Raw genomic sequence first — 22,736 nt, 5'->3', positions numbered from 1 at the left:
CCATAACAGGGCTGCCTGTATGATGCTGGCAAGAAATAGGGGTGATTACTTCACATGGGCCGACCGCGCGCACCACGGCACAAGCGACTGACGCAAAACCAGCGTTTTGCCATCGTGCGCAAGCGTGCCGAAGGGGTGGCGATCGAGGATCTGGCCCGCGAATTCGGCGTCACGACCCGCAGTATCTTCTACACATTGAAGGCCGATCAAAGCCGCAAGTTGGATGCACGCGTGCGTTCAGAACTGGTGAATGTCCGGCTCACGCCAAGAGAGCTTGCGAGCTTTGATGCGGTGCTGACGCGGCATGATATCAACAGCCGCGCCGACGGGTTGCGGCGGCTGATCTATGCGGCGAACGATCTTTTCGTTCCTGACGATGAACTGGCCAATCAGATGCATGGGCTCTCGGCCTCACTCAATCGCACCGGCAACAACATCAACCAGATTGCACAGCGCCTGAATGAGGCAAAGCGACAGGGCAAGACACCGCCCTATGGCAATTCTGCCCATGGCCAAGTCCGCGCCTTGGCCGGGCTGATCTTCGATATCGCCGACCAGGTTCAGGACATGGCGCAGCGCCGACGAAGCGCGCTGTCTGGCGAGGTTGCCCGCGTACTGGGAGGCTTTGCCGATGGCCCGGAATAGCGCCGTTGCCGCCGCACAGGAGGCCTTCTTCGATCGGGACTGGAGTCGCATTCGCGGCAGCGTCCCGCGCGCCCGCGCAAAGCAGATGGCGCGCGCCGCCATGGGGCATTCACCCGCGATCTTCAAAGCCATTCGCGACGGCGGCACGCACAACAAAGCGCAGCTGCGCAACCAGCTGGAATACCTGACCACCAAGTCGAGCTTTATCATCGACAGCCGTGGCACCTATGACGGCCAAAGCGTTCTGTCAGGTAAAGAGATTGAGCAGGTCACACGTCGGTTTTCGGCGCAGTGGAATGAGGGGTTCCACCCGAAGCTCGGGCACACCTCACATCTCCTGATGGCCTTCCCGATTGGGACGCGCGGCGAGGATGTCGCCGAGATCACGCGCGAAATTTGCGAACGGTTCTTTCAGGGTGAAGGCAGCCACTTCGACTATGTCGCTGCCGTTCATGAAGACCGGGTCCACCCGCACGCTCATATCGTTCTGAACCGGCGCAGTAAGGATGGGGAGTTCTTCTTTCTGAAGGAAGGGCACCACTTCAACTACGACAGTTTTCGCGAGGCGATGGTTGAGGTGTCGGACCGCTATGGGCTGCGCCTTGAGGCGACGCGAAAGCTCGAGCGCGGGATCACGACGAAGAGGCCGAGCGATGTTGACCAGCGTCGCGTGGAAGCCACGGGCCAAAAGCTGACCGAGCGCGAGCGCGTTGGTCCAGAGCTCGACCATACCTTGCGTGAGGTGGCGCAGAACGCGCGGCTTTATCGCGGCCTGGCTGCCGAGGCCTCGCGTGAAAACCAGCATGACATTGCAGCAGCCTTGGACAAGGCCGCGACGCTCCTGGCGCAGGGCAAACCGATTGAAGCAGATGGAAAGGTATATGGTATGGCCGAAGAACAGCATTCGTTTGATGAGGTCGTGGATGCCTTTCACGACAAGATCCACCAAGCTGAACGCATCGTAGCGGACGCCCCGGTGGAGCGGCGCGCCGCGCTGGAGCATGAGCTGAACGACATTTATCGCTCTTTGTCACATCTGAGCCCAATGGGAGCGCAGTCCCACATCTTGCTCGAAGATGCGTCCAAAAGTGGGATCTATTCGACCGCGAACATTCAGGCCGACGCCGAAAGTGCACTGCAGGATCCCGCGCTCACAGGACGTCTTGAACAGGCTTTGAAAGGCACTGGCATTGAAGCGCATGAGGTGACGCGTCGCGTCGAAATGGGCGCAGGTAATGCCGCGCTGGAGCGGCAATGGCTTGGTCAGGATTTGAAGGCGATTGCCGAGAAGGAGGGCTTTGACCTGTCTCGCGCCGATGAGCTGGAGAAGGCGATTGACCGTCTCGACCAGGTGCACAGCGATCTGGGCCGTGTTTTGGCCGAGGGGGAGGTTCTCAAAGACAGTGGGGCGGTAGAGGCCGACCGGCAGGAAGGCGTGGTCGACAGGTTGCCGCCGACCACATCAGAAATCCTTAGCCGAATGAGGGACGACCCAACCGCAGATCCATTCCGCAGCGACCTGGAGCGCGAGACCTTGCGGGCCGAGCTGGAGGAACTAGTCGGTGAAGAGCAGGCCCCCGACTTGGCGATCGGCGATGAAACCACGCTAGAGCACCACGTGGGCGATCGGCTGGACCGGCTGTATGCGGCCAAGGCCTATCTGCAGAGCGACGCCGCTCTGGCGAACAGTGTGGCGATGGAGCATGTCCTTGATGAGATCGCCAATGAAGAAATTGATGTTCAGCGCGAGCGGCACGTCGATACCGATGGCGAAAAGGGTGTGACGCATGGGTAAGGCGCGGATCGCATTCGGCGTCATGAGCTTTGCTGCTCTGGGCGCGGCTTTGGGCTATGTTCTGGCGTCGGCCTTTCTGACGTTCCGCTGGTTCGGGGTCGGCGCGGATATCGATTTTCTGATGCTGGCGCGCGGCTATGGAGGGCTTCGTGCGACCCATCCGGCCGATATGCAGATCGTTCACTTGATCGTCGGGATATGCACCTGCGCCGGTGTTTTGCTAAGTGCTGTGTTGATGAACGACGCGCTGACCAAATTCGGTGAAACCCATTGGCAGTACATGTCAGAGATGAAGCGGAACGGCTTTTTCGGCAAGCCCGGCCAAGGGTTTGTCCTCGGCAAAATGGGCAAGCCAACTAGCCGAAAACCCTTCGTCATGTCTAAGGTCTTTCCCCATGCCCTTATCGTGGCCCCAACCGGTCGCGGCAAGACCACGGGTTTCGTCATCCCGAACCTTCTGACCTATCAGGGCAGTGCGGTGGTGCTGGACGTGAAGGGCGAAAACTTTGGGGCGACGGCGCGCCATCGGGCCATGCAGGGTGACAAGGTCTTTCGGTTTGCGCCCACAGATTGGAAGGACGGCCGCTCGCACCGCTACAACCCATTGCTGCGGATATCGGCGCTAGAAAATGTCGACCGCCAGCAGATGGAGTTGCAGCTCTTGGCGTCGCTGTATCTGCAAGCCGAAAACGACCGTGTTCAGGGGCTCCTTGATGGCGGGATTGACCTGTTCGTGGCTGCGGGACTTTTAGCGTTTGAGCGCAAGCGGCCGACCCTAGGCGAGATCTACCGCATCACCGCATCAGGCGGTGACAAGCAGAAGGAATATCGCCGCCGCGCCGACGAGGTGGTCAATCCAGCTGCCAAGTTGATCTTCATGCGCATGGCCTCGACCAACAACGACACGCTGACGTCCTACCTGTCACTCCTAATGACATCGGGCCTCAAGCAATGGTCTAACCCTGCAATCGACCGTGCAACAGCAACCTCAGACTTTGATTTCAGCGATATCCGTAAGACGCCAATTTCCGTCTATCTTGTGGTCGAGCCGCTGATGGTGAAACCGCTCGCGCCGTTGATCCGCTTGTTCTTCTCGGATTTGCTGGCATCGCTGCAAGACCATGAACCCGGCAAGGACGAACCTTGGCCAGTGATGATTATGCTCGACGAATTCAATCGCCTGGGCAAAATGCCGATTGTGCTCGATAGCATCGAAACTCTGCGATCCTACCGAGCCAACCTCGCGATCGTCACTCAGACGATCCCGGCACTAGATGAAATCTACGGAGAAAATGCGCGCCGCGCCCTTCAGGGCAACGCGGGTATCAAGCTCTATCTGACCCCCTCAGACGAAAAAACCATCGAAGAGCTCAGCAAAGCCGTCGGCAAAACTACCAAGCGCGTTGTGACCCGATCACGATCGGTCGGCCGCAACCCTTTCGCTGGTCGCAGCATGTCTGAGCGGACCGAAGAGACCGCGTTGCTACCAGAGGATGAGGTGCGGCGCATGGACCTTGGTGACATCGTTCTGGTGGTTGACGCGCAAATGCCCGTGCGGGCCAAGCGGATCAAATACTATGAGGATCGGTTCTTTAAGCAGATCTTCGACAAGCAAAGCGGCGATCTGCCATATCCCTCAGCAGGAGACCAGATGCGCGGGCTTCAGGGGCAGATCAAGGCGCTGGAGGCTAAGATTGGGGCGCTTGAAATGCCGACAGCGGTTTCGGGTGATGGTCCTGAAGTTGAAGGGAAACGGCGCGAAGAGATCGATGATTTGGCCACCGAAGAGCGGAGGGTGGCGTCCGACGACGAGCCGAGTTTGGGCGAGTATCAGGCTGGAACAGAGCGAGTTGAGAGATTTATGGAGGAGGCCGCTCGGGGATAATCAGCTAAAGATGACGTTGATCTTACCCAAAAACTGAAGTCCTACCGCTCCGTCAAGCTGTTGGGTTATCCTAATTTTTTTTGCCGCGGCTCGCGCTGTCCGACGAAATACTTTGATTCCACTCTTTTTACGTGTGAACTTGGCCCAACAGCAGACCTGTTTGATGAACATTTGTTTTCGAGGCTTCATTGGAAAATAAGGAATTGGCCGACGGAGTACAGCTTGCTTTCGACGCAATAGTCGAGGAGAGGCTGGCGTTGATTTGTGGCGCAGGCCTTTCGATGGCTGATCCGAGTAACATTCCTGGCGCGTGGTCAGTGGCCGCATCGGCAAAACGCAAATACGATGCTATCTATGGTGCCGAAGCAAACCCGCTATCAGACGACATCGAAGAGCAGGCCGAGTTCTTCCACGCGCAGGGGCGACTTGCCAGCACATACCTAACAAAGCTCGTAGATATCAACACTTTTTCGGCTCCTCCCAATGCTGGCCACATTGCCGTCGCTGACTTTCTGCTGACCAAGACGGCTCAAATTGCCGTAAGCACAAACGTTGATGCATTGATAGAATTCGCTGGTGATCAACTCTACGGTGGAATCGTCACTGCTACCCGAAGAGATGACGCTGCCGCATTTTATCCTGCCAAAGCGCCGCTCTTAAAAATTCATGGATGTTGGAAATCTGATCCCAGACAAACCGTTTGGGCACCAAGCCAATTGCAATGTGAACCGAACCAGAGCAGGATCGCCGACTGCTCTCAGTGGATTGAGCAACAAATGCTTAACCGCGACCTCATCGTTGTCGGTTACTTTACTGATTGGGACTACTTGAACTCGCTATTGGAGAGATGCTTGGGTGCCGTTAATCCAAGCAATGTAGTTGTCGTAGACCCAAGTTCGACCGCAGATCTGGCAGGAAAGGCACCCGCATTGTTCAACGTTGGGGAACGAGCAAGTGGTGGATTCTACCATGTTCAGTGCTCTGGAGCAGATTTCCTTAACGAATTGCGTCGAAAATGGTCCCTTAGCTTCGTTCGGCGAGCGTTGACGTCAGGCAATCAGTTACTGGAGGATACCAATGATCAAAGAGCGGCTCTTGATAATTGCGAACCGCCAAACGCAAACGTCGATCAACTTTGGGCGATTAGGCGTGATCTCGAAGGAGTTGACCCAGGCGGACCATGTACGGAAAGTCAGCCTGTTGATGCAGCCACGGTTGGACGAATGATCATCATTCTAAGACATGCGGGGGCAGTGCTGGAGGGAAATCTCTGGTATCTCAATGGGCAAAAGGTTCGAGTGGTACGTGCTTCTGGAAAAGCTCTAAACGAATTCGAAAAAATGCACGCTGGAGAGTCCTCCCCGTTAAGTGCCCCAGACATAACGATCGCATGCGGTGCGAGAGACTTTGGCCTCAAATCCGATATCGCCCGTTCGGGAAGGCCAACAAATGTGGTGAGAAGTCGATCCTCAAGGTTTCTTACGGATGAGCAGGCAGAACAGGAGCTAGGAATATGAAGGCCAAGCTCGACTTGATTTCGTCTGTTTTGGAAGAAGCAGAATATTCGTGCTCCATTGTCGAAGTAGAGAATGGCAACTGTCTTGCTTTTGAAAACCGCGTGAGCTTTGGATTCATCCATTGCTATTCAGATCTAGGCGGCCTGCTGCGTAGCTGGAGAGCCGAGAGCGAAAAAACACTTTCAATGTTTCAATTTCAGATTAGGTCATCCGGTGACAAAGCCTGGAATGCATATTCAGTGTTTTTGGCTTTCGAGCGACCGGATGAAAGCGCTGTAGCGCTTCTTGCGCGGATCGAAGAGGATTTGTCCGGAACCAGAAAGATCGCGAGAGGGGTGAATGCGGACGAAGATGGAATAAGGCAAGGTCTGCTGCCGCTTCTTAGGATTCAGAACCCTCCAGTTCTAGGTGTCGTTGACATGGTCGCAGAAATCAGGGCGCGTTCGGCCGGCTTGCCGACTAAGGCAGTCGACGCTTTCCTTCTGGATGCGCCTAATTCAGAGGTATTGAGATTGATGGGGCGTTCGGATGAAACTTAAGTTTGTCGAAATGTCCGGCTTTCGAGGTTACTGCGAGCCCGTTCGGATTAACTTCGGATCAGACGCAACCATAATCGACGGCAGAAACGGCGTCGGGAAAAGCTCGATCTTTGACGCTGTCGAGTTCGCTTTAACTGGCTCGATCGCTAAGTATCAGGATGCAAAGGCAAATCAAGAGACAGTCGACGATTATATTTGGTGGCTTGGCGAGAGTGACGGTCCTGACGAGAGATATGTATCTGTTGGATTCACTCTAGATGGGGTCGAAACTATTGTCACCAGAAGCAGCCTCCAGCCAGAGGTTGCCGAAAATATTGAACTGGTTGCCAAGGAGCTATTCGACGAAAAAGCGGCTCCAGCGGCCGCATTGCAACAAGTTTGTTCGTCGACAATCATTCGTGACGAGCACATTGCGGCATTGAGTTTGGACCTTAAAGAGACAGAACGGTATTCAATTTTGAGCTCCGCTATTGGAGCAATTGGTGCGGACGAATGGATAGCGAAAGCTAAGGAAATTCATGAGGCAACAAAGAGAGAGGTGAAGGCTGCTGCAGAACGCTCGGAACGGGCAAAAACCGATGCCGCAGTGGCGCAAAACGAATTGGACAGTACGCGATCTAGAGCACAGAGTGACCGTCGTGTGCAGGTAGCACTAAGAGATGCTGAAGAGGTGATGGGACTTCGACTGCCGGTAGATGAGGCGTTTGAACTAGTCGGTAGCGAATTGGAACGCGTTCATTCTCAAATATCGAGGGTTCGATTGGTATTGGACAGGTACGACGAGCTTGTCGATGCTAGACAGGCGAAGGTAGAGGCCGAAGCAGCAGTCGCTGGATTTGACGTTGATATTGAGGAAGTTAGGGGCGAGCTTCAACCGAAGGAAGCTACTTTGGCTTCAATCGATTTGTCAGCCTCCTCAGATACCTTGGCATCACGTTTAAGCCAGCTGGCTATGCTGGGCGAAGAGATTGGCTGTGAGGATAATACTTGTCCGCTTTGCAAATCCAACATTGATCTCTCCCGGTATCGTTCAGGTATAGCCGCGCTAAGAGAAAGCGCGGAAGCCATCAATGCCGAAATCTCAAGAGAAACAAAGCTTAGGGGAGAAGTAACCGAATTAAAGCTCAAGCTCAAAAACTTGCATGAGAGCAAGGATCGTCTCGAGCAGCGCTTGACCAGCCATGTTCGGCGTATCACGCAAGCGACAAAAATAGTTGAAGATAACGGTTTTTCTGCTGAGACAAATCGAAGTAGTCTGACCGCTGAGCTGGAAGAGCTTACCGGTCGGAGCGAGAGACTAAGAAATGTACTTCCTGATTTAAATTTGACTGGTCTGTCAGCCTCATTGGATCGCGCTTCTAATGCCTACGCAGAAAAACTTGCACGTGACCGCGAAGCGGAACGAGTTTTGTCTCGGGCTCGTCAAAAAGAAGCCGACGCGAAAGAACTGTATGACTCTGTTCGAAAAGCCGCAAACGACGCACTGAATCAAAGGTTAGATCGAATTCTTCCACTAATCACAGAACTCTATGCGCGTTTGCGGCCGCATCCAAACTTTCAGGAGATCAACTACAAGATACGTGGAGAGCTTAGACGCCATCTCAGTTTCAGTGTAGGAGATGATATCAACCCGCAATTTGTCTACTCAAGCGGACAAAGACGAGCGACTGGCCTTGCTTTTCTGATTGCTGTGAACCTTTCCATGGCATGGAGCCGATGGTCATCGATCATGCTAGACGATCCAGTTCAACATATAGACGATTTCCGAAGTGTTCATCTCTCAGAACTGCTTGGACAGCTAGTTTCTGAAGGTAGGCAAGTTATTTGCGCGGTTGAAGACCCGGCGTTAGCAGACCTGATCTGCAGAAAGATGCCGGTTTTAGGGCCAGGGGCAGCCAAACGTCTTCAGTTAGGCATTGGAGAAAACGGAAGAGTCAGAGTAGTCGAGCAAAAGGATCTGGCCCCCATGCGTCTGTCTGTACTGCTCAACCAACCATCTGGTCTAACTGGGTGATTGGACGTCGAGCGACCAGTTCAGTATCGCCGCACTGTGGCATCGAGATTGAAAGTGGATGACACCAGTGGCGATTTCACTCCAACCGCTTCGCCCGTTCAGCCACCCTCTGAACCATCGAAACGGTCGCATTGCCTGCCTGCCGTATCCCGGCCCCCGCAATTTCAGCGTTCGACCTGGTCCCAAACCTTGCCCGCGCCCGCGAGCCTTTGGTGCCGATCAAGCCTTTGGTGAAACCGCCCGGACCCGGAATGCTCGGCGGCCCGGCCATCATGAAGTTGCCTGATATCGAACGTACTATCAGCGGGGTGGCGATGATCATGCCGCCTGCGAGGAACATCATCATGAAGAACGGTACCAGCGCACCGATGTTGCTTGCGCCCGAGGGATCGCCAAGTTCGGTCATGAGGGAACGGGACATGCCGACGACGGTGGAAAACACGCCAGCGATTACGAGAGGGTAGAGCGCGTATGACACTGTGCTAGACAGCCAGCGGTGGAAGTAGTCCTTGCTTACGTCGAACAGCGAAAGCGCGATCATGATTGGGGCGATGCCGATCATGAAGGCCAGCATGATCTTCGCGAAAATCAGGACAAGGCCGCAGAGCGCGCCGATCACACCAAGGAGGAAAGCGCCGATCGCGCCGATCAGGGCTCCGGCCATCCAATGCATGTTGTCACCGGCCGCGTTCAGGTAGTCGCCGAACTCTTCGATGAGATCGTCGAAGGCCTCGGCAAAGTAGGACGCACCTGCACCGCCCCCGCCAAGTCCTGCCACCATGCCGCCCGCGAGCTGGTCAAGCCCGTTGGTGAGAGCGCTGGCCACGGCATTGAATTGGACCCAGTTCATCGCAAACAGGGAGATGAGCATGAGCTTGAGGGCGAACCAGAAGGCGGTCCGCCCATCCATGGATTTGTATTGAAACACCATGTTGAGGAAGACGCCGATCACGGCGAGCGTCGAGGCCACCGCAATGACACCGCCAAGCTGCCCGGCGACGTTGCCAAAAGTGGTTTGGGCCGCGTCTTCCAGAAAGTTGTCGGTTGTCTCAACCATCCAAGTAACGACGCCCATCGGATCCTCCTCGGTTGGATTTAGGCGCTGTCACCAGTGCTACGTTTCAGGAAGGCTTTCAGGATGTGCTCGCCGTCGAAATCCGGCACGACCGAGACCAGCTCCCAGCCATCTTGTCCAAGGGCGGTCAGCTGCGCTTCGATCTTCGGGGGCTTAGTTTTGGCGGTGTTGATCAGTTCAATCTTGTATTCAAACATGGGCTGTTTCCTTTGAATGGGCCGGATCGACCGGCAGGTAGAATTCGGTGATGCCGCGCGCGCCTTCATGGCGACCGGCCTGGATGATCACATCGATCGAGCGAGTGATGTAGTCGTTCATATCCTGGTAAGTCATCGGCACGTCGGTTTTCAGAGCTGCGATAGCCAGGCGCTGGACCGCCAACTGAGGGGTTTCAGCGTGGAGCGTGGTGAGTGAGCCACCGTGGCCGGTGTTGATCGCCTCGAGGAATGTCATGGCCTCTTTGCCGCGTACTTCGCCCAGGACAATACGGTCTGGCCGCATACGCAGGGTGGAGGTCAGCAGGACATCAGCGCTGCGCGTAGCTTCATCGCGATCAGACATCAGCGTCACGATATTGGGCTGCGTCGGACGTAGCTCGGCGGCCTCTTCGATCGTGATGATACGTTCGTCGGTGGGCACGAAGGAGAGGATCTTGCGCGCCGTGACGGTCTTGCCGGTCGAGGTCCCGCCGGACACGATCATGTTGAGCTTGTGGGTGACGCAGAACTTGATCGCGGCGTCGATATCGCCGGTGGCCACGACATCGCGCAGCTCGGCATTGCGCTTGCGTCTTGCGCCCTCGTTGCTGCGCTCTTTTCCGAACAAGTAAGAAAGCTTGATCTGTTCCAATGGCAAATCGGCGAAGAACCGCAGGGAAATCGCGTAACCGCCATCAACGGCGGGAGGCTGGATGACCTGCGCTCGGATTGGGCGGTCGCGGTAGGTGATGCTGACCGAGACGATGGGCTTCGTTCGGCTGAGCGTGGTGTTCGCAGCGGAGGCAATCTGATTGCCAAGGTCTTTGATCTCATTGGGCGAGAGCCGACGACTGAGGGACCGCATGAAGTGATCACCCTGAAACTCGGCCCACAACGTGCTGTCAGGATTTATGCAAAGCTCGATCAGCTTCGGATCACGCGCCTCGGGAATTTTGTCCAATGAGCTTTGCAGATAGCTTGCGGCCATGATCAGAAAATCTCCAGATCGCGGTCGACCATCACTGTGACCCGGGCACCTTGATCGACGTAGATCACGGGCGAGACGGAGAGATATTCGCCGATCACGCTTTGGGCGCTGTCTTGCAGGTCTTCGCCAATGCCCTCGAGCACATCAGAGGTGATTTCATCTTCGGTGTTCTGGGCCGCCACGGCAGGCAAGGCTCCGATCAACGATATCAGGGCTGCGGACCCGAACCGCGTGCCAAAACGGCTGTCAACGAAACCGGTCGTGCCGGAACGCCCTAGTTCATCACCACCAAAGGCGCTGATTTCGACGGTCTGGTTGCTGGGCAGAATGATCCGGTCCCAGGCGATCATTACGCGTTGTTGCGCGATATCGAGGCCGGATTGATACCGCCCGATCAGGCGTGCCCCGCGCGGGATCAGGATCCGCGAGCCGTCATAGGCATGGACATCTTCTGAGACCATGGCCCGCACTTGACCGGCGAGCGAGCTGTCGATCGCAGTCTCGAGCACGGCCTGGATCATCGTGCCCTGAACGACCGTGTTTGACGGGTTCACGATCAACAGGGCTTGTGTCACGTCAGCGGGTTTAGCGCCGTTGCGGACAAACTCTGTGTCGCCATCAAGTCGCCGCTGCTGCGCGGCGGTTTCATCGTTGCCGCCTCCGGTGCCCCCAAAGGCGATGATTGGGCTGGCGATACGGGCTTGCAGCTCCTCAAGCTCGGCTTGCCGCCGCCGCTCGAGCTCCTGAAGGCGCATTTCTTCGGCCGAAGGGCCAGTTGGCGCAGGCGTGCGAGGGGTTTCCAGGCGTGCAAGCTCAAGATCGTTCTGCAGGCGCTGGATTTGCCGCGCACGTTCTTCCAACTCTTCGCGCAAGGCGGTTTGCGTTGCAGCTGCCTCGCTGCGCAGGGCGTCGATCTCTGCGCCCAAGGTTTCCAATGCCTCGAGGTCGACGGTTGGGGCTTCAGGTGCAGGTGCGTTGCGCAGGGCTTCGAGCTCGGACCGCATGGCGTCCATTTGCGCACGCAGCTCTTCTGTTTCGCTGGCTGGTTCCGGCTCAGGCGGTGGCGATGTTTCAATCGGTGCAGGCGTGGGTTCGAGCGTACCAAACCCCGGTCCTGCCGCTTGGAATTCATCCGGTGAGGCTGTTTCCAGGCTTTCGGGTTCAGAGCCGCCAGAGAACAACAGCAAGAGGCCGCCAAGGGCGGCGATTGCCCCGATGCCCAGGGCGATAGTGACAACAGACGGCCGTGCCATTGGGTTTTGTCGTTTTCCTTCAAGCGCTTCGAGGCGCTTCTTAAGCTCAGCTGTTTCACTCATCGCGGTTTGCCTCGCTCATCTCTTGGACGCAAATCTCGTCCTCGCCGAGCCTGAGAACCCATCGATCGCTGACACCTGACACGCGGATCACGCCGTCTGGCCGCGCGTGCGCATTCACGCTCCGCTCATTGCCCCCAGACCAACGAAAGATCGCGGGAAGCGGTGCGTTCGTGGCAAAACGGAAATAGGTGAAGGTGCCGTCGTCCCAGATTTCGCGTGGGGTGATCTCGGATCGCGCACTGACGCCGTAAGCGTGGTTTGCAGGTTGGCTTGCGGCCACTCGGGATTGCCGTGGTGCCGCTTCGGGATAGGTGAAACGAATAACGTAGAAAGTCGGCGAACTCGCCTCGGTCACGTTGAAATAATAGCTGCGCCGATTTGTGTAGACCGTGATGTTGGTATGCGCGCCGCGCGAGACCGGCTTGATCGCAAAGGCCTGACCGCCGGGCACGCCGTCCAAAAGGAATCCTTCGGTGTCTCCCGCGATGATTGAGCGGATGGTCTCACCCTGGCCAAACTCGATGCTGGTCACGTGGGTCAGGCTTGTGCGGATGCGATAGACCTGCCCATCTTGATAGGTGGCCAGCCGGACGCGGGCATCATAGGGACCTTGGCGCGGCTGGGTCTCTGCATAGGCGGTGCCAGCGAGCGGAACAACGAGGGCGAGGATCAGGAATATGCGGCGCATTGGTTACTCCAAACGATCCGAGCGGATCGCGTATTCTGTGACGGTGAAGCCGAAAGGGTTCTGCCAGACGTCGTCGATCGACCGGCTATTCTCGGGCCAAAACTCAAACATCAGAGTTGCGGTGAAGAGCCCGTTTTGAGAACCGCGCGGTGAATTCAGTCGCTTGCGAAGGCGGACCTGGGCACGGTTGGCACTGATATGGGTGATCGACAGAACTTCGACTTCAAGGCGGGCATCTGTGCCGTAGCTATCCGGCGGATAAGCCTCATGGCCGCTGGTCCAAAGCGCGCGCAGTCCAGCGGCGGCCGCGCCGTCCGACTGGTCCAGGACCCGCCGCACGCGCACGTCATTGTCGAGCTGATTGTATGTCTCTCGATCAGTCACATAGCGATAGATCTGTGCCTCAATAATAGCGGGGCGTTCCGTGAGTGAGACCGCTTCAACCACGGCATTGGGGAGGGCCATGCCGGTTTCGCTATCATAGGGCACGATCATGGGCGGCGGGTCCACGTCGAGTAGGGCCACGAGGGCGGCGGCAAGGCAGCCTGCCATGCCAAACGCCATGCCTGTAAGCCCCAGTTTCTGCCACATGAGCTCGCGTCGTCGTGCGCCGTACACGAGCTCTTCTTCGATGATTTCTGCCTCGCTGCTCATCGGTTCAGTCCGCACGCAGGTCTGGAAGGGTAAAGTCCATGTAGCGGCGCTCTTCGGCCAGGGTGGCGGCATCCACCACCCCGGATTGGCCCGCGCCGACGGTTTGAATGGCTTCGAGCTCCCACATGCGCGTCATAGCAATGGCCAGCTCGGCTGTGACGCGGGTGTTGTGATCGACGGCTTCCTTGAGCGTTTCCATGTCCGGGATCAGCGAAACAAGCTGCTCGACCCGCTCGAGGGACTGCGCGGCCTCTTCGTAGCTGTTCTCAGCGGCTGCCGACATCACCGCGCCGGTTCCTGCTTGGCTGGCAATACGCTCAGCTCCCGGATTGCCGCTGCTGGCCATGTCCGACAGGCTGTCTTGGTCAAAGCCAGCATCTTCCAGGGCTTGCGTCATGCGGCCTTCCATTTGAGGGGCGGCGTTGCCGATGAGACCGCTGAAATTGCCGCTTTGGATTTGCCGGATGGTGCCAAGCAGATCGCCGAATTCTTGGTCGAGGAGGCCGTCAAGGTCCCCACCCATGGCCATCTCTATGATATCCGTCGCGCCGGTCAGGGCAGCGTAGGTCTCATTGAGTGTGTCGAGTTGCTGCTGCACCAGGTCGAGCTGTTCGAGAAGCGTGTCGAGCTGGTCGGTCTGGATCCCGAAGTCCTCCAGCATCTGCTGCAGCTGGCGAATTTCTTGGGCGATGTTGCGTGTGTCGACCGTGGGAACGCCTTGGGCAGATACGGGTGAGGCAACCAGCAACGTGCAAGTGGCGACGGTGGATAGAAAGCGGATCATCGGAGTGCCTCCAGATCGAATTGCATGAAGTCTTGTTCGCGGGCCTGCGCCGAGGCCATGGCCAGCTCGGCCGCGCTAAGCGGACGGGTGTGGGCGGCCTTGAGACGCGTGCGGATCGCGATCAGCCGGGCGAGTTCTGCCCGCGCATAGGTGTTGAGTGACATGGCCGCATGAATGTCATCGGTCTCGCCAATACGGGTGATGATATCCTGTACGCGCAGGGCAGCTGCGCGCACGGAGACCATGGAATAGTCACCGTAAACCCCCGCGCCAAAAGAGGTGAGGCTCATGGTGGAGTTGGCAAGCAGAACGGGATCGATGGTGCCGAGCGCATCGACGCCGCCAACGCGGGCAAGGTAGAGATTGTAGCGTTCGGGGATCACCTGCACGTAGTGCTGGGTCTCAGCAAAGGGCGGCACACCAGCATAACGTTGCACATTGCCGGGACCGGCATTGTAGGCGGCCAGACCGTGAATGATGTTGCCGTCAAACATGGCCAGCATCTGTGCCAGGTAGCGCGCGCCGCCCGCGACTTGGATGTAGGGGTTTTCGTAATAGGCTGGATAGATCCCGAGATCCTGCGCTGTGCCGGGCATAATCTGGGTCAGGCCAAAAGCGCCGACAGGGGAGCGCGCGCCGACGGTGAAGCGGCTTTCCTGCCAGATCAGCGCCTGCAACAGGCAGCGCCATTGCTTAGGCGACAGACCCGCAGCGCGCACGCCGGACATATGGTGCGTTTCTTGAGCGGCGCGAATGATCAGCTGTTCGATCGAGCCAGACGCATCGCCGAACATCTGGGCAGCGCCGGGGTTTGGATCGACCGGACCGTAGAGCGTGTTTGCGGCGCTTTCAGGTGATGAACCAGCTTCCAAACTCGCGATCAGTTCGCCGGAATTCCCGCTGACCAACGTCGTGGCATCGAGGATGTCTTCCAGCGCCTGGAGTTGTTCTTGTTCGAGCTCTTCAAGCTCTTCCTCTTTGGTTAACCGATCCCGCTGCAGCGCCAGATCTTGTTCGCCCTGCTGCAACACGCGCTCACGCTGCAAGAACATGCCCGCATCGAATGTGGGCACGCCTTGGGCCGAGGCAATTGGCGCGGCCAGCAACAACAAGCCCGCTAGGATATGCGGGCGAAAACTATTCACTCAGTCCACCAATCGGCCCGAGCGGCTCGAAATTGCAATTGCTGCGGCTCACCTCGGCAAAGGAGTTGAAGCATTCAGCTTCAGACGGTCGGTACTCCGCGCAGGCTGTCAGGGTCAAAAGGGTGAGGGTCAAGGCGAACAATCTACGCATCAATCTGTCTCCAAAATTCGGGGTTCTGGCGATAATCCGCGCCGACCAGCGCTTCGCCTTTCTCCATGCCGCCAAGGATCGTGAGGTAAGTGCCAAGGGCGCTCAGATCAGCGTCGATTACCACCGATCCTTGATCATCACGCACCAGTGCCAGGCGGGAGCTGCTGCCTGTGCCGAGCAATACGCTCAGCTCTTTGTCAGTGAGCCCCAGCATGGTGTAGTCGCTGGCCGAGGCGCGAATGTTGGGAAGCAAAAGCTGCGTCGGTACGGCCTCGACAATCGTCTTGCCGATGCGGGTTTTCTCAAGCTGGCTTGCGTATTGGGTCATCATAACGACGACCGCGTTTTGTTTGCGCGCGGTCACGAGCCAGTTGCTCAGCCGATCCGCAAAATACGGGTTATCCAGAGCCTTCCAGGCCTCATCGATGATGATCAGCGTCGGCTTGCGATCCTCGATCACGCGCTCCACCCGCCGAAACAGATAGGACAGGACCGCCATGCGTTCCTTCTCGCTTTCGCTGTCGAGAATGCCGGTCAAGTCGAACCCCACGACATCACCATCGAGCGAGAAGGTATCCTCAGCGCTTTGACCGAAGATCCAGCCGTAGCGGCCCTCGGCGGTCCATTCCTGGATCCGTTCGAACAGATCCCCTTCATCCGCCCCGGCCACAAAGAGCGAGGCCAGATCCTGCCAGTTGCGAAGCGCGGCGTCGCTGGCTCCGGCGTTCTGGCGCACCACCTCTTGAATGCGGTTGATCTGAACCGGGCTCAGGGGCTTGTCGGTGCGATGCAGCAGTGTTGCCAGCCAATCAGAAAGCCAGGCTTGGCCGCGCCCGTCGATTTCGGTGTGCAGCGGGTTTAGGCCTGTCGCTTCACCCGCCTTGATGGCGCTGTAGCGCCCGCCATTGGCCCGCACCGCCATTTCCATGCCAGCGCGATAGTCGAAAACAAAGACGCGCGCTTCGCAGCGCCGGGCTTGGGTCATGAGAAAGGCTGACAACACCGACTTGCCAGAGCCAGGGCGGCCGAGGATCAAGGTGTGCCCGCCTGTCGGCTCTTTGTCTGACTGACCCGTTTCATGGTAGTTGAACAGGAAGCCCGAGCGTTCGGGTGTCGGGAACAGAGTAATCGGCTTGCCCCAAGGTACTTTGTGTCCGGGTTTGCCCAATTGACCGCGATGAAGCGCTGCGAGGTCGGCAAAGTTCGTGTTGGTGATGGCGGCCTTGCGGCTGCGCATCTGCCCGTTGCCCGGATGCTGCGCGAAATAATGGGTCCGAGCCGCAAAACTCTCGTTTACCAGATTGACGCCTTCACTGGCCGCGATGTTGCGCACCTCGGCGGCGATTGCTTCCAGCTTTTCCTCGGTCTCCGCGAAGGCCGTGACTGTCATGTGATGATCGCCGAAGCTGAGCCGCTTGGATTCAAGATCGTCCAGCGCGTCGACCAGCTCTTCGGCGAGAGATATCGCGCCATCATCGCTGGCCTTCATCAGACGCTGTTGGCGTTTGATCCGGCTGGCCATGATGTTGCTGTTGATCGGCGTGAAGGAGTGCGTAACCACCATGTCGACAGGCAGGTTCAGCTCATCGAACATGGTGCAATTGGTTTTGGCCGGATAGGTCTTGATCGCGAAACTGGTACCAAACCACTTGCTCGCCGACCCATCGTCAAGGGTAAAACCTCGCCCGTGAAACGTTATCCGCGTATTGGCCACATCCTCAGCGATGATGCCAAGGCGGGATTTTGCGAAGAGCGGTCGTTCCTGGCCGATGTTGAGCGCCCCGAGGAACCCCAGCAGTTCGCCGCTCTCAGCCCCAAGCAGGCGTGGGTTCATCTCGGCAAAAGATGAGAGCAGAAACCCAACGACTTCTTCGAGCTTGCGCAGCTGCTTGGCCGTCTGGTCTTTCAGCTGTGCGATTGAGTCTGCACGATTCAGGCGCAGCCGCGCGCCGAGGGGAGGACGTTTCAGCACCGTGAGCGTGAGTGTTTTATCTCGAAGGCCCGCACGCGTCATGGCGGCATGCCAACGGGCATCCAAAGCTTGGGCAAACCCTTCACTGGGCACTGGTGGCAAGGCGGTCTCAATCGCTTTTGAGACCTTGTGCACATAGAAACTGTACTCCGGCCCGATCTGCGCGATGATCGCCGCGAAGAGCGCGCGGATCTTTTCCAAATGCGCATCATCGGTGGTCATGCTGTTGACGCCATCAAGGCGGATGCACTGGAACAAGGCATTGCCGCGCGTGCGGATCGTCACGTCATTCACCAGGCTGACATAGGGCAGCATGCTGGCCATAGGGCGCTCTTTGCGCGCCCAGTCCGGCAGCATCACAAGATCATCCGAAGGATCACGGAGCATAGCTGTCCCCCGAATGGATCTTGCGGTTCGGGGTCGGTGGCGTTTCCTGCAAAGCGGTGACCATCACTTCAAGAAACGCGGGATCCCAGTCAGCCGCTTTCCATAAGGCTGGATAGGCCAGAGCGGCGATGACGATCACCGGCCAGCTCTGAACCCATAAAAACAACAACACAAACCCGAAGAGCCAGACCATAGCATAAATGATCGGCAAGCCGATGAGCTTTGGCGGCCGGATCAGGCCCAAGAAGAGGCGGGTTTGCGTTGCCATGTCGGAGTTACGCGCCCCAGATCGCGGTCACGATGGTCGGCGCAGCTGCGATGCCTGCGATGGCAACCAGTACCCAGAGGGCCTGGCGGAAATCCAGAATGCCAAAGAGCCAGGAGAGGAACACGCCAATCAAGGCCAAGGTGCCGATGACAATACCCAAGGGGCCGGTGATCGTGTCGACGATGCCTTGCAGAAGGTTTTGGACCGGTGAGAGGTCGATGCTCTGCGCAAGGGCGGGATTGGCTATCATCAAGCTGGCCAGAGCCAGCGACAGGATTATGCGGAATTGTGTGTGCATCAGGAGGCTCCAGTCAGTCGGTCACGCACGGCCATGACGCGGCGCACGTGATTTTGGGTTTCTTGGTAAGGGGGAATGCCGCCGTAGCGCGCGACCGCGTCTGGTCCGGCGTTATAGGCAGCAAGCGCGAGTTCGGGCGTGCCGAACTGCGCGAGCATCATCAGAAGGTATCGAGCGGAGCCATCTAGGTTGGCCTGCCAGTCGAGAGGGTCCACACCAAGCTGCGCAGCTGTGGCTGGCATCAACTGGCCGAGGCCGATCGCGCCTGCCGAGCTGCGCGCATTCGGCCGATAAGCGCTTTCGATCTCAATGTTGGCTTGGAAGAGTGCCTGCCATTCCGTCACCGACAGCCCGGCGCGGCGCAGTGCAGGATGCCCGCCATAACGATGCGCGGTGCTTTCAAGAGCTGCGAGGATTTCAGGGCGAGGGAGTGCCGGAGCGGGTGCAGATCGCGGCACTTCAGGCTCAGGTGCTGCGAAAACGATCAGCTCTGTTGGGTTTGTGCCAATCCCGTCGACATAACTTTGCGCAAAACCTGATTGGGGTGTTTTGGTCTCCAGCTGGCCATCGGCCCACATAGAAAGAACGAAACCTTCAGAATAGGCGGGTGTAGCAAGGAATGCTGCGAGGACAGCAAGTGCCTTAACTCGAGTCGTCCAGTGTGTGCGAGGCGACCTTGCCTTCGAACATCGGGATAGAAATGATCGAAACGCCAAGCCCGGCAAGGAAGCTGGATAAGCCGTTGATTGTCTTGAACTCTCGCGCGGCCATGTTGTTGCGCGCGGTGACAAGCAGGCGACGCGTCTCGCCATCTGGCGAGACGCAATGCACGGTCCAAACTCCGGACCACTGAGCACCTGTACGTTTGGGCGTAACTCGGCACACGACATCCGCCGAATGTCTTTCGGCAAGCAGTGTGCGCAGCCCGTCTTCGCTGACAACATTGGGGGCGTCTTGCATCAAATTCATAGGATCGAGCCTTACAGAATTGTGCATTGGCCCGGCAGTCCTTCGTGGACTACCCAACCGATACAATATTATAATCTTGCAATCAATAGGTGTAGTTTGAGTTATTGCACCTTTGATGCGTTGAAACGAATTTACTGCAACGGAGTGGCTGAGCCAAGATAATATGGCGCTTTTGAAACAAACATGGGCAGCACTGGCTATTTTGAGTTGGAGTTCTGCCGCAATCGCGGGCAGTTGCCTGCCGCCTGTGCCGCCATGGATGCCCACCGATCCCGATGATGTCAGGGCATATGCTGACCTGTTGAGGCGTGACGCAGAGGCATACTTTGACGATGCCGAACAGTACTTCCGGTGCCAGGACCAAGAGCGACGTGAGGTTTTTGAGCAAGTGCGGGCAGTCAGCGAAGACTATGCGCGCGTTTTGGAAGTTTTGAGGAGTGGTAGTTAGGAGTGGCTGCGTCGTCGCGAAAGCAGCCACTCACAATCATGGTGGCGAAGGTCGCCAATGCGGGACAAACCGACCATTGGTCCTTAAAAATCCAATGTCCGCTGAGCTTCATTACCTCGCGGCGTCAGACCTTTAGTTCACCTTGCCTCAAACAGCGTTTCCAGGATCGGGCAGTCTGGCAAATCGCCTTGGCTACATTCTGCCGCCATGCCGACAAGCGCCTTTTCCAATTTGCGCAATCCTTTGATCTTTTCACGTACAGACGCCAAGTGCCCGATGGTCAGTCCATGCACCTCGCCACATGTGAAATCTTGCCTGTCCACCATTTCCAGCAGTGCGCGTATCTCATCAATGCTGAACCCAAGTTCTCGGGACGTCTTGATGAAAGACAGCCGTTTTAACTGCTCGTGATTGTACTGTCGGTTGCCACCTGCCGTGCGGTCCGGCTGCGGCATGATGTTGATGCGCTCATAATAGCGGATTGTTTCGATATTCACTCCGGTGCGCTTGGACATTTCACCAATAGGATAACCTCGCGCGTTCGTGATGTCAGACATCGAAAAAACCTCTTGCTTCTGTAGTGGCTACAGACCGCATCTTACATTAAGAAACCTAAATTGCGAGTGCGGTATGACTGACACAATAGACGTTGACCTAAACCAGAGCGATCCTGACAGCCGCAAGGCGCACATGATTGCAGCAGGTGGTATTCTCGGCGCTCTTGCGGCCTCAACATGCTGCATTGTTCCGTTGATCCTGTTTAGCCTTGGCGTATCCGGCGCATGGATCGGCAATCTGACTGCTCTTGAACCTTACAAGCCAATCTTCATCGTGATCACGCTGGGGTTTCTCGGCTACGGCTATTGGATGGTGTACCGCAAGCCCAAGGCCTGCGCAGAGGGCGAAACCTGTGCGCGGCCACTTCCCAATCGCGTGGTCAAATCCGCGCTTTGGGCATCAACATTTCTCATCGTGATCGCGCTGTTCTGGAACTGGATCGCACCGGTCGTTGCCCCCATTCTTCTTGGTCTGTGAAAGGACATACAATGAAACTCTACACTTCCGCCTTGGCCCTGATTGGTTTTATGGCCGCCGCCCCTGTCTTTGCGGCGGAGCAGACCGTGACATTCTCTGTCCCCGGCATGACCTGTGCCAGTTGTCCCTATATCGTTGAATCCGCGATGAGCGGGGTCGATGGCGTTGTTACAGTGAGTGCCGATTCCGACACACGCACAGCTCTGGTTATCTTTGATGACGCCATTACCAACGCAGACGATATTGCCTTTGCATCCACGTCTGCGGGCTATGAAGCCGTTATTTTAGAGCCGAAATCCTGAACATGAACGATAAATCACTTCTCATGGTTGGCGTCATAGGCACCATCATAGCGGCGCTGTGCTGTTTCACGCCTGTCCTCGCAATCCTTTTTGGCGTTGTGGGTCTGTCGGTCATCGTCGGCTACCTCGACTATGTTTTGTTGCCTGCCCTTGCCGTGTTCGTGCTGATCACGATTTACGCCGTCATCCGCCGTGCGCGGAAAACCTGAACCCGAAAGACCAACATCATGCTTGATTTACTGAACCCAAACGCGGTGGACGCCGATACATTTGACCTTGCCGTCATTGGTGCTGGCTCTGCTGGATTTTCCGCTGCAATCACCGCAGCCGAAGACGGTGCGCAGGTTGCTCTGATAGGCTTTGGCACCATCGGCGGCACTTGCGTCAACGTCGGGTGTGTCCCGTCAAAAGCAATGATCCGCGCAGTGGAAACACTGCATTCAGCCAAAGGCGCTGATCGGTTTGATGGCGTGGAGGCTACGGCAAAAGTAACCGATTGGGCGGCGATGGTGGCCCAGAAACAAGCACTGGTGGATGATCTTCGTGCCGCAAAATACGTTGATGTTCTGCCAAACTATGAAGGCGTCACCTACATCGAAGGTCAGGCGAGCTTCGCAAACGATGGTTCTTTGAAGGTTGGCGACCGCACCATTCGTGCACCAAAAGTCATCATTGCAACGGGTTCGGCCCCGCATGTCCCCGATATCCTAGGACTGGACGGCGTCGATTGGCTGGACAGCACTTCTGCACTTGAACAGACGCAGCTCCCGAAATCATTGATGGTGATGGGAGGTGGCTATATCGGCGTTGAGATTGCCCAGATATTTGCCCGTGCAGGCGTCGATGTAACCATCGTCACGCGTCGTGGTTTGCTGCCAGAGGCCGAACCGGAGGTCAGCGATGCCCTGACGAAAGCCTTTGTCGATGAGGGCATCAAGGTGCTGGACGGGCTGTCATATGACAGATTTGAACAGTCAGGCGATGGTGTCACCCTTCACGCCGCGCATAACGGTGTGGCGGTCAGGATCGAGGCCGAAAAGCTCCTGCTGGCGACGGGCCGTGTCCCGAACACTGGCTCATTGGCGCTTGATGTCGCCGGTATCGACACGAATGCGCGGGGCGGGATTGTCATCGATCCGCAAATGCGCAGCACGCGAGACGGGGTTTATGCCACGGGTGATGTGACCGGAACAGATCAGTTCGTCTATATGGCTGCATACGGTGCAAAACTTGCGGCCAAAAACGCTATGAATGGAAACACGTTGAATTACGACAACAGCGTCATGCCTGCCGTTGTGTTTTCTGATCCACAAGTGGCCAGTGTTGGTCTTACGGAGGCACAGGCCATCTCTGCTGGACATGAGGTCGTTTCGTCGGTCTTAGGTCTTGAGCATGTCCCCCGCGCATTAGCTGCACGCGACACACGTGGACTGATTAAGCTGATTGCCGACAAGAACAGCAAGATGCTCTTGGGCGCACATATCATCGCGCCAGAAGGCGCTGACAGCATCCAGACAGCGGCCATGGCGCTCAAAATGGGCATGACCTACGATGATTTGGGTGCGATGATCTTTCCCTACCTCACAACTGTCGAAGGGCTGAAATTGGCAGCGCAGACTTTCGAAAAGGATGTGGCAAAGTTGTCCTGCTGCGCGGGATAGTCA

At 57.0% G+C, this 22,736-nt stretch carries 24 protein-coding genes; 10 read left to right on the top strand and 14 right to left on the bottom strand.

Translation table 11 applies throughout. From position 1 onward, the window contains the following. Positions 1-54: 54 nt before the first annotated feature. The 6 genes from FEE96_RS06860 to FEE96_RS06835 all read left to right on the top strand — a co-directional run bounded on the left by FEE96_RS06860 (position 55) and on the right by FEE96_RS06835 (position 8,395). Positions 55-645 (top strand): helix-turn-helix domain-containing protein, encoded by a 591-nt coding sequence (locus FEE96_RS06860; RefSeq protein ID WP_138162281.1) that lies wholly within the window; start codon positions 55-57, stop codon positions 643-645. Between the two features lie 100 nt (positions 646-745). Then, entirely contained in the window at positions 746-2,440 is a 1,695-nt protein-coding gene (locus tag FEE96_RS06855) for a relaxase/mobilization nuclease domain-containing protein (protein ID WP_246079329.1), read from the top strand. Further along, positions 2,433-4,325, top strand: a complete 1,893-nt coding sequence (locus tag FEE96_RS06850) for a type IV secretory system conjugative DNA transfer family protein (RefSeq protein ID WP_138162280.1) — start codon at positions 2,433-2,435, stop codon at positions 4,323-4,325. Before FEE96_RS06855 ends, FEE96_RS06850 begins: the two co-directional genes overlap by 8 nt. A gap of 188 nt (positions 4,326-4,513) precedes the next feature. Next, a complete protein-coding gene (locus FEE96_RS06845; RefSeq protein WP_138162279.1) occupies positions 4,514-5,842 on the top strand; it encodes an SIR2 family protein in 1,329 nt (442 codons plus the stop codon). After that, the gene (locus FEE96_RS06840) at positions 5,839-6,381 is read left to right on the top strand and encodes a hypothetical protein (protein WP_138162278.1); all 543 of its coding nucleotides are present in this window, start codon (positions 5,839-5,841) and stop codon (positions 6,379-6,381) included. The genes FEE96_RS06845 and FEE96_RS06840 overlap by 4 nt, the downstream gene beginning before the upstream one ends. Continuing rightward, entirely contained in the window at positions 6,371-8,395 is a 2,025-nt protein-coding gene (locus FEE96_RS06835; protein ID WP_138162277.1) for an AAA family ATPase, read from the top strand. Before FEE96_RS06840 ends, FEE96_RS06835 begins: the two co-directional genes overlap by 11 nt. Before the next feature lie 76 nt (positions 8,396-8,471). On the opposite strand, the gene FEE96_RS06830 is transcribed toward FEE96_RS06835, so the two are convergent. From FEE96_RS06830 to FEE96_RS06760, 14 genes are all read right to left on the bottom strand, one after another. Beyond that, positions 8,472-9,470 carry a TrbL/VirB6 family protein gene (locus FEE96_RS06830; protein ID WP_138162276.1) on the bottom strand — a complete coding sequence of 333 codons (999 nt, stop codon included), beginning with the start codon at positions 9,468-9,470 and terminating at the stop codon, positions 8,472-8,474. Positions 9,471-9,490: 20 nt separating this feature from the next. Beyond that, entirely contained in the window at positions 9,491-9,667 is a 177-nt protein-coding gene (locus FEE96_RS06825) for a DUF4177 domain-containing protein (RefSeq protein ID WP_171021633.1), read from the bottom strand. Beyond that, positions 9,660-10,655, bottom strand: coding sequence for an ATPase, T2SS/T4P/T4SS family (locus FEE96_RS06820; RefSeq protein WP_138162274.1), 996 nt, complete (start codon positions 10,653-10,655; stop codon positions 9,660-9,662). Before FEE96_RS06820 ends, FEE96_RS06825 begins: the two co-directional genes overlap by 8 nt. 2 nt (positions 10,656-10,657) lie before the next feature. Next, on the bottom strand, positions 10,658-11,971 hold the full coding sequence (locus tag FEE96_RS06815; RefSeq protein WP_138162273.1) for a TraB/TrbI/VirB10 family type IV secretion system protein: 1,314 nt from the start codon (positions 11,969-11,971) through the stop codon (positions 10,658-10,660). Beyond that, positions 11,964-12,659 (bottom strand): TrbG/VirB9 family P-type conjugative transfer protein, encoded by a 696-nt coding sequence (locus FEE96_RS06810; RefSeq protein ID WP_138162272.1) that lies wholly within the window; start codon positions 12,657-12,659, stop codon positions 11,964-11,966. The genes FEE96_RS06815 and FEE96_RS06810 overlap by 8 nt, the downstream gene beginning before the upstream one ends. Before the next feature lie 3 nt (positions 12,660-12,662). Further along, positions 12,663-13,313: a VirB8 family type IV secretion system protein gene (locus FEE96_RS06805; RefSeq protein WP_138162271.1), complete on the bottom strand. Its 651-nt coding sequence runs from the start codon at positions 13,311-13,313 to the stop codon at positions 12,663-12,665. 4 nt (positions 13,314-13,317) lie between these two features. Then, positions 13,318-14,097, bottom strand: coding sequence for a type IV secretion system protein (locus tag FEE96_RS06800; protein ID WP_138162270.1), 780 nt, complete (start codon positions 14,095-14,097; stop codon positions 13,318-13,320). Further along, positions 14,094-15,242: a lytic transglycosylase domain-containing protein gene (locus FEE96_RS06795; protein WP_138162269.1), complete on the bottom strand. Its 1,149-nt coding sequence runs from the start codon at positions 15,240-15,242 to the stop codon at positions 14,094-14,096. Before FEE96_RS06795 ends, FEE96_RS06800 begins: the two co-directional genes overlap by 4 nt. Positions 15,243-15,385: 143 nt before the next feature. Beyond that, positions 15,386-17,752, bottom strand: coding sequence for a VirB4 family type IV secretion/conjugal transfer ATPase (locus FEE96_RS06790; RefSeq protein WP_138162268.1), 2,367 nt, complete (start codon positions 17,750-17,752; stop codon positions 15,386-15,388). Then, the gene (locus tag FEE96_RS06785) at positions 17,742-18,020 is read right to left on the bottom strand and encodes a VirB3 family type IV secretion system protein (RefSeq protein WP_138162267.1); all 279 of its coding nucleotides are present in this window, start codon (positions 18,018-18,020) and stop codon (positions 17,742-17,744) included. The genes FEE96_RS06790 and FEE96_RS06785 overlap by 11 nt, the downstream gene beginning before the upstream one ends. Positions 18,021-18,027: 7 nt before the next feature. Then, positions 18,028-18,318, bottom strand: coding sequence for a TrbC/VirB2 family type IV secretion system protein (locus tag FEE96_RS06780; protein ID WP_138162266.1), 291 nt, complete (start codon positions 18,316-18,318; stop codon positions 18,028-18,030). Further along, positions 18,318-18,896 carry a lytic transglycosylase domain-containing protein gene (locus tag FEE96_RS06775; RefSeq protein WP_138162265.1) on the bottom strand — a complete coding sequence of 193 codons (579 nt, stop codon included), beginning with the start codon at positions 18,894-18,896 and terminating at the stop codon, positions 18,318-18,320. The genes FEE96_RS06780 and FEE96_RS06775 overlap by 1 nt, the downstream gene beginning before the upstream one ends. A 64-nt stretch (positions 18,897-18,960) precedes the next feature. Next, on the bottom strand, positions 18,961-19,287 hold the full coding sequence (locus tag FEE96_RS06770; protein ID WP_138162264.1) for a hypothetical protein: 327 nt from the start codon (positions 19,285-19,287) through the stop codon (positions 18,961-18,963). A gap of 585 nt (positions 19,288-19,872) precedes the next feature. Continuing rightward, on the bottom strand, positions 19,873-20,292 hold the full coding sequence (locus FEE96_RS06760) for a MerR family transcriptional regulator (protein ID WP_138162263.1): 420 nt from the start codon (positions 20,290-20,292) through the stop codon (positions 19,873-19,875). 73 nt (positions 20,293-20,365) lie between these two features. Here FEE96_RS06760 and FEE96_RS06755 point away from each other — a divergent pair, with 73 nt between their 5' ends. Genes FEE96_RS06755 through merA form a run of 4 tightly spaced genes read left to right on the top strand, consistent with a single transcriptional unit; the run spans position 20,366 to position 22,733 of the window. Further along, positions 20,366-20,770, top strand: a complete 405-nt coding sequence (locus FEE96_RS06755) for a mercuric transporter MerT family protein (protein WP_138162262.1) — start codon at positions 20,366-20,368, stop codon at positions 20,768-20,770. An 11-nt stretch (positions 20,771-20,781) separates the two neighbouring features. Further along, the gene (locus FEE96_RS06750; RefSeq protein ID WP_138162261.1) at positions 20,782-21,072 is read left to right on the top strand and encodes a cation transporter; all 291 of its coding nucleotides are present in this window, start codon (positions 20,782-20,784) and stop codon (positions 21,070-21,072) included. 2 nt (positions 21,073-21,074) lie between these two features. Further along, complete coding sequence (gene merF, locus FEE96_RS06745) at positions 21,075-21,281, top strand: mercury resistance system transport protein MerF (RefSeq protein WP_138162260.1); 207 nt, start codon at positions 21,075-21,077, stop codon at positions 21,279-21,281. 18 nt (positions 21,282-21,299) lie between these two features. Beyond that, positions 21,300-22,733, top strand: a complete 1,434-nt coding sequence (merA, locus tag FEE96_RS06740) for a mercury(II) reductase (protein ID WP_138162259.1) — start codon at positions 21,300-21,302, stop codon at positions 22,731-22,733. Positions 22,734-22,736: the final 3 nt, after the last annotated feature.

This window comes from Parasedimentitalea maritima (genome assembly GCF_005771405.1).
In the GTDB taxonomy this organism is placed as follows: domain Bacteria; phylum Pseudomonadota; class Alphaproteobacteria; order Rhodobacterales; family Rhodobacteraceae; genus Parasedimentitalea; species Parasedimentitalea maritima.
The sequence above is the reverse complement of the archived record's forward strand: the minus strand, read 5'-3'. Positions and strand labels throughout refer to the sequence as shown.

What these genes read in the sequence shown, in the direction of transcription:
- FEE96_RS06860 (WP_138162281.1), top strand. Translation starts at nt 55, where the DNA reads ATGGGCCGACCGCGCGCACCACGGCACAAGCGACTGACGCAAAACCAG.
- FEE96_RS06855 (WP_246079329.1), top strand. Translation starts at nt 746, where the DNA reads ATGGGGCATTCACCCGCGATCTTCAAAGCCATTCGCGACGGCGGCACG.
- FEE96_RS06850 (WP_138162280.1), top strand. Translation starts at nt 2,433, where the DNA reads ATGGGTAAGGCGCGGATCGCATTCGGCGTCATGAGCTTTGCTGCTCTG.
- FEE96_RS06840 (WP_138162278.1), top strand. Translation starts at nt 5,839, where the DNA reads ATGAAGGCCAAGCTCGACTTGATTTCGTCTGTTTTGGAAGAAGCAGAA.
- FEE96_RS06835 (WP_138162277.1), top strand. Translation starts at nt 6,371, where the DNA reads ATGAAACTTAAGTTTGTCGAAATGTCCGGCTTTCGAGGTTACTGCGAG.
- FEE96_RS06830 (WP_138162276.1), bottom strand. Translation starts at nt 9,470, where the DNA reads ATGGGCGTCGTTACTTGGATGGTTGAGACAACCGACAACTTTCTGGAA.
- FEE96_RS06825 (WP_171021633.1), bottom strand. Translation starts at nt 9,667, where the DNA reads ATGTTTGAATACAAGATTGAACTGATCAACACCGCCAAAACTAAGCCC.
- FEE96_RS06820 (WP_138162274.1), bottom strand. Translation starts at nt 10,655, where the DNA reads ATGGCCGCAAGCTATCTGCAAAGCTCATTGGACAAAATTCCCGAGGCG.
- FEE96_RS06815 (WP_138162273.1), bottom strand. Translation starts at nt 11,971, where the DNA reads ATGAGTGAAACAGCTGAGCTTAAGAAGCGCCTCGAAGCGCTTGAAGGA.
- FEE96_RS06810 (WP_138162272.1), bottom strand. Translation starts at nt 12,659, where the DNA reads ATGCGCCGCATATTCCTGATCCTCGCCCTCGTTGTTCCGCTCGCTGGC.
- FEE96_RS06805 (WP_138162271.1), bottom strand. Translation starts at nt 13,313, where the DNA reads ATGAGCAGCGAGGCAGAAATCATCGAAGAAGAGCTCGTGTACGGCGCA.
- FEE96_RS06800 (WP_138162270.1), bottom strand. Translation starts at nt 14,097, where the DNA reads ATGATCCGCTTTCTATCCACCGTCGCCACTTGCACGTTGCTGGTTGCC.
- FEE96_RS06790 (WP_138162268.1), bottom strand. Translation starts at nt 17,752, where the DNA reads ATGCTCCGTGATCCTTCGGATGATCTTGTGATGCTGCCGGACTGGGCG.
- FEE96_RS06785 (WP_138162267.1), bottom strand. Translation starts at nt 18,020, where the DNA reads ATGGCAACGCAAACCCGCCTCTTCTTGGGCCTGATCCGGCCGCCAAAG.
- FEE96_RS06780 (WP_138162266.1), bottom strand. Translation starts at nt 18,318, where the DNA reads ATGCACACACAATTCCGCATAATCCTGTCGCTGGCTCTGGCCAGCTTG.
- FEE96_RS06775 (WP_138162265.1), bottom strand. Translation starts at nt 18,896, where the DNA reads ATGTGGGCCGATGGCCAGCTGGAGACCAAAACACCCCAATCAGGTTTT.
- FEE96_RS06770 (WP_138162264.1), bottom strand. Translation starts at nt 19,287, where the DNA reads ATGAATTTGATGCAAGACGCCCCCAATGTTGTCAGCGAAGACGGGCTG.
- FEE96_RS06760 (WP_138162263.1), bottom strand. Translation starts at nt 20,292, where the DNA reads ATGTCTGACATCACGAACGCGCGAGGTTATCCTATTGGTGAAATGTCC.
- FEE96_RS06755 (WP_138162262.1), top strand. Translation starts at nt 20,366, where the DNA reads ATGACTGACACAATAGACGTTGACCTAAACCAGAGCGATCCTGACAGC.
- FEE96_RS06750 (WP_138162261.1), top strand. Translation starts at nt 20,782, where the DNA reads ATGAAACTCTACACTTCCGCCTTGGCCCTGATTGGTTTTATGGCCGCC.
- merF (WP_138162260.1), top strand. Translation starts at nt 21,075, where the DNA reads ATGAACGATAAATCACTTCTCATGGTTGGCGTCATAGGCACCATCATA.
- merA (WP_138162259.1), top strand. Translation starts at nt 21,300, where the DNA reads ATGCTTGATTTACTGAACCCAAACGCGGTGGACGCCGATACATTTGAC.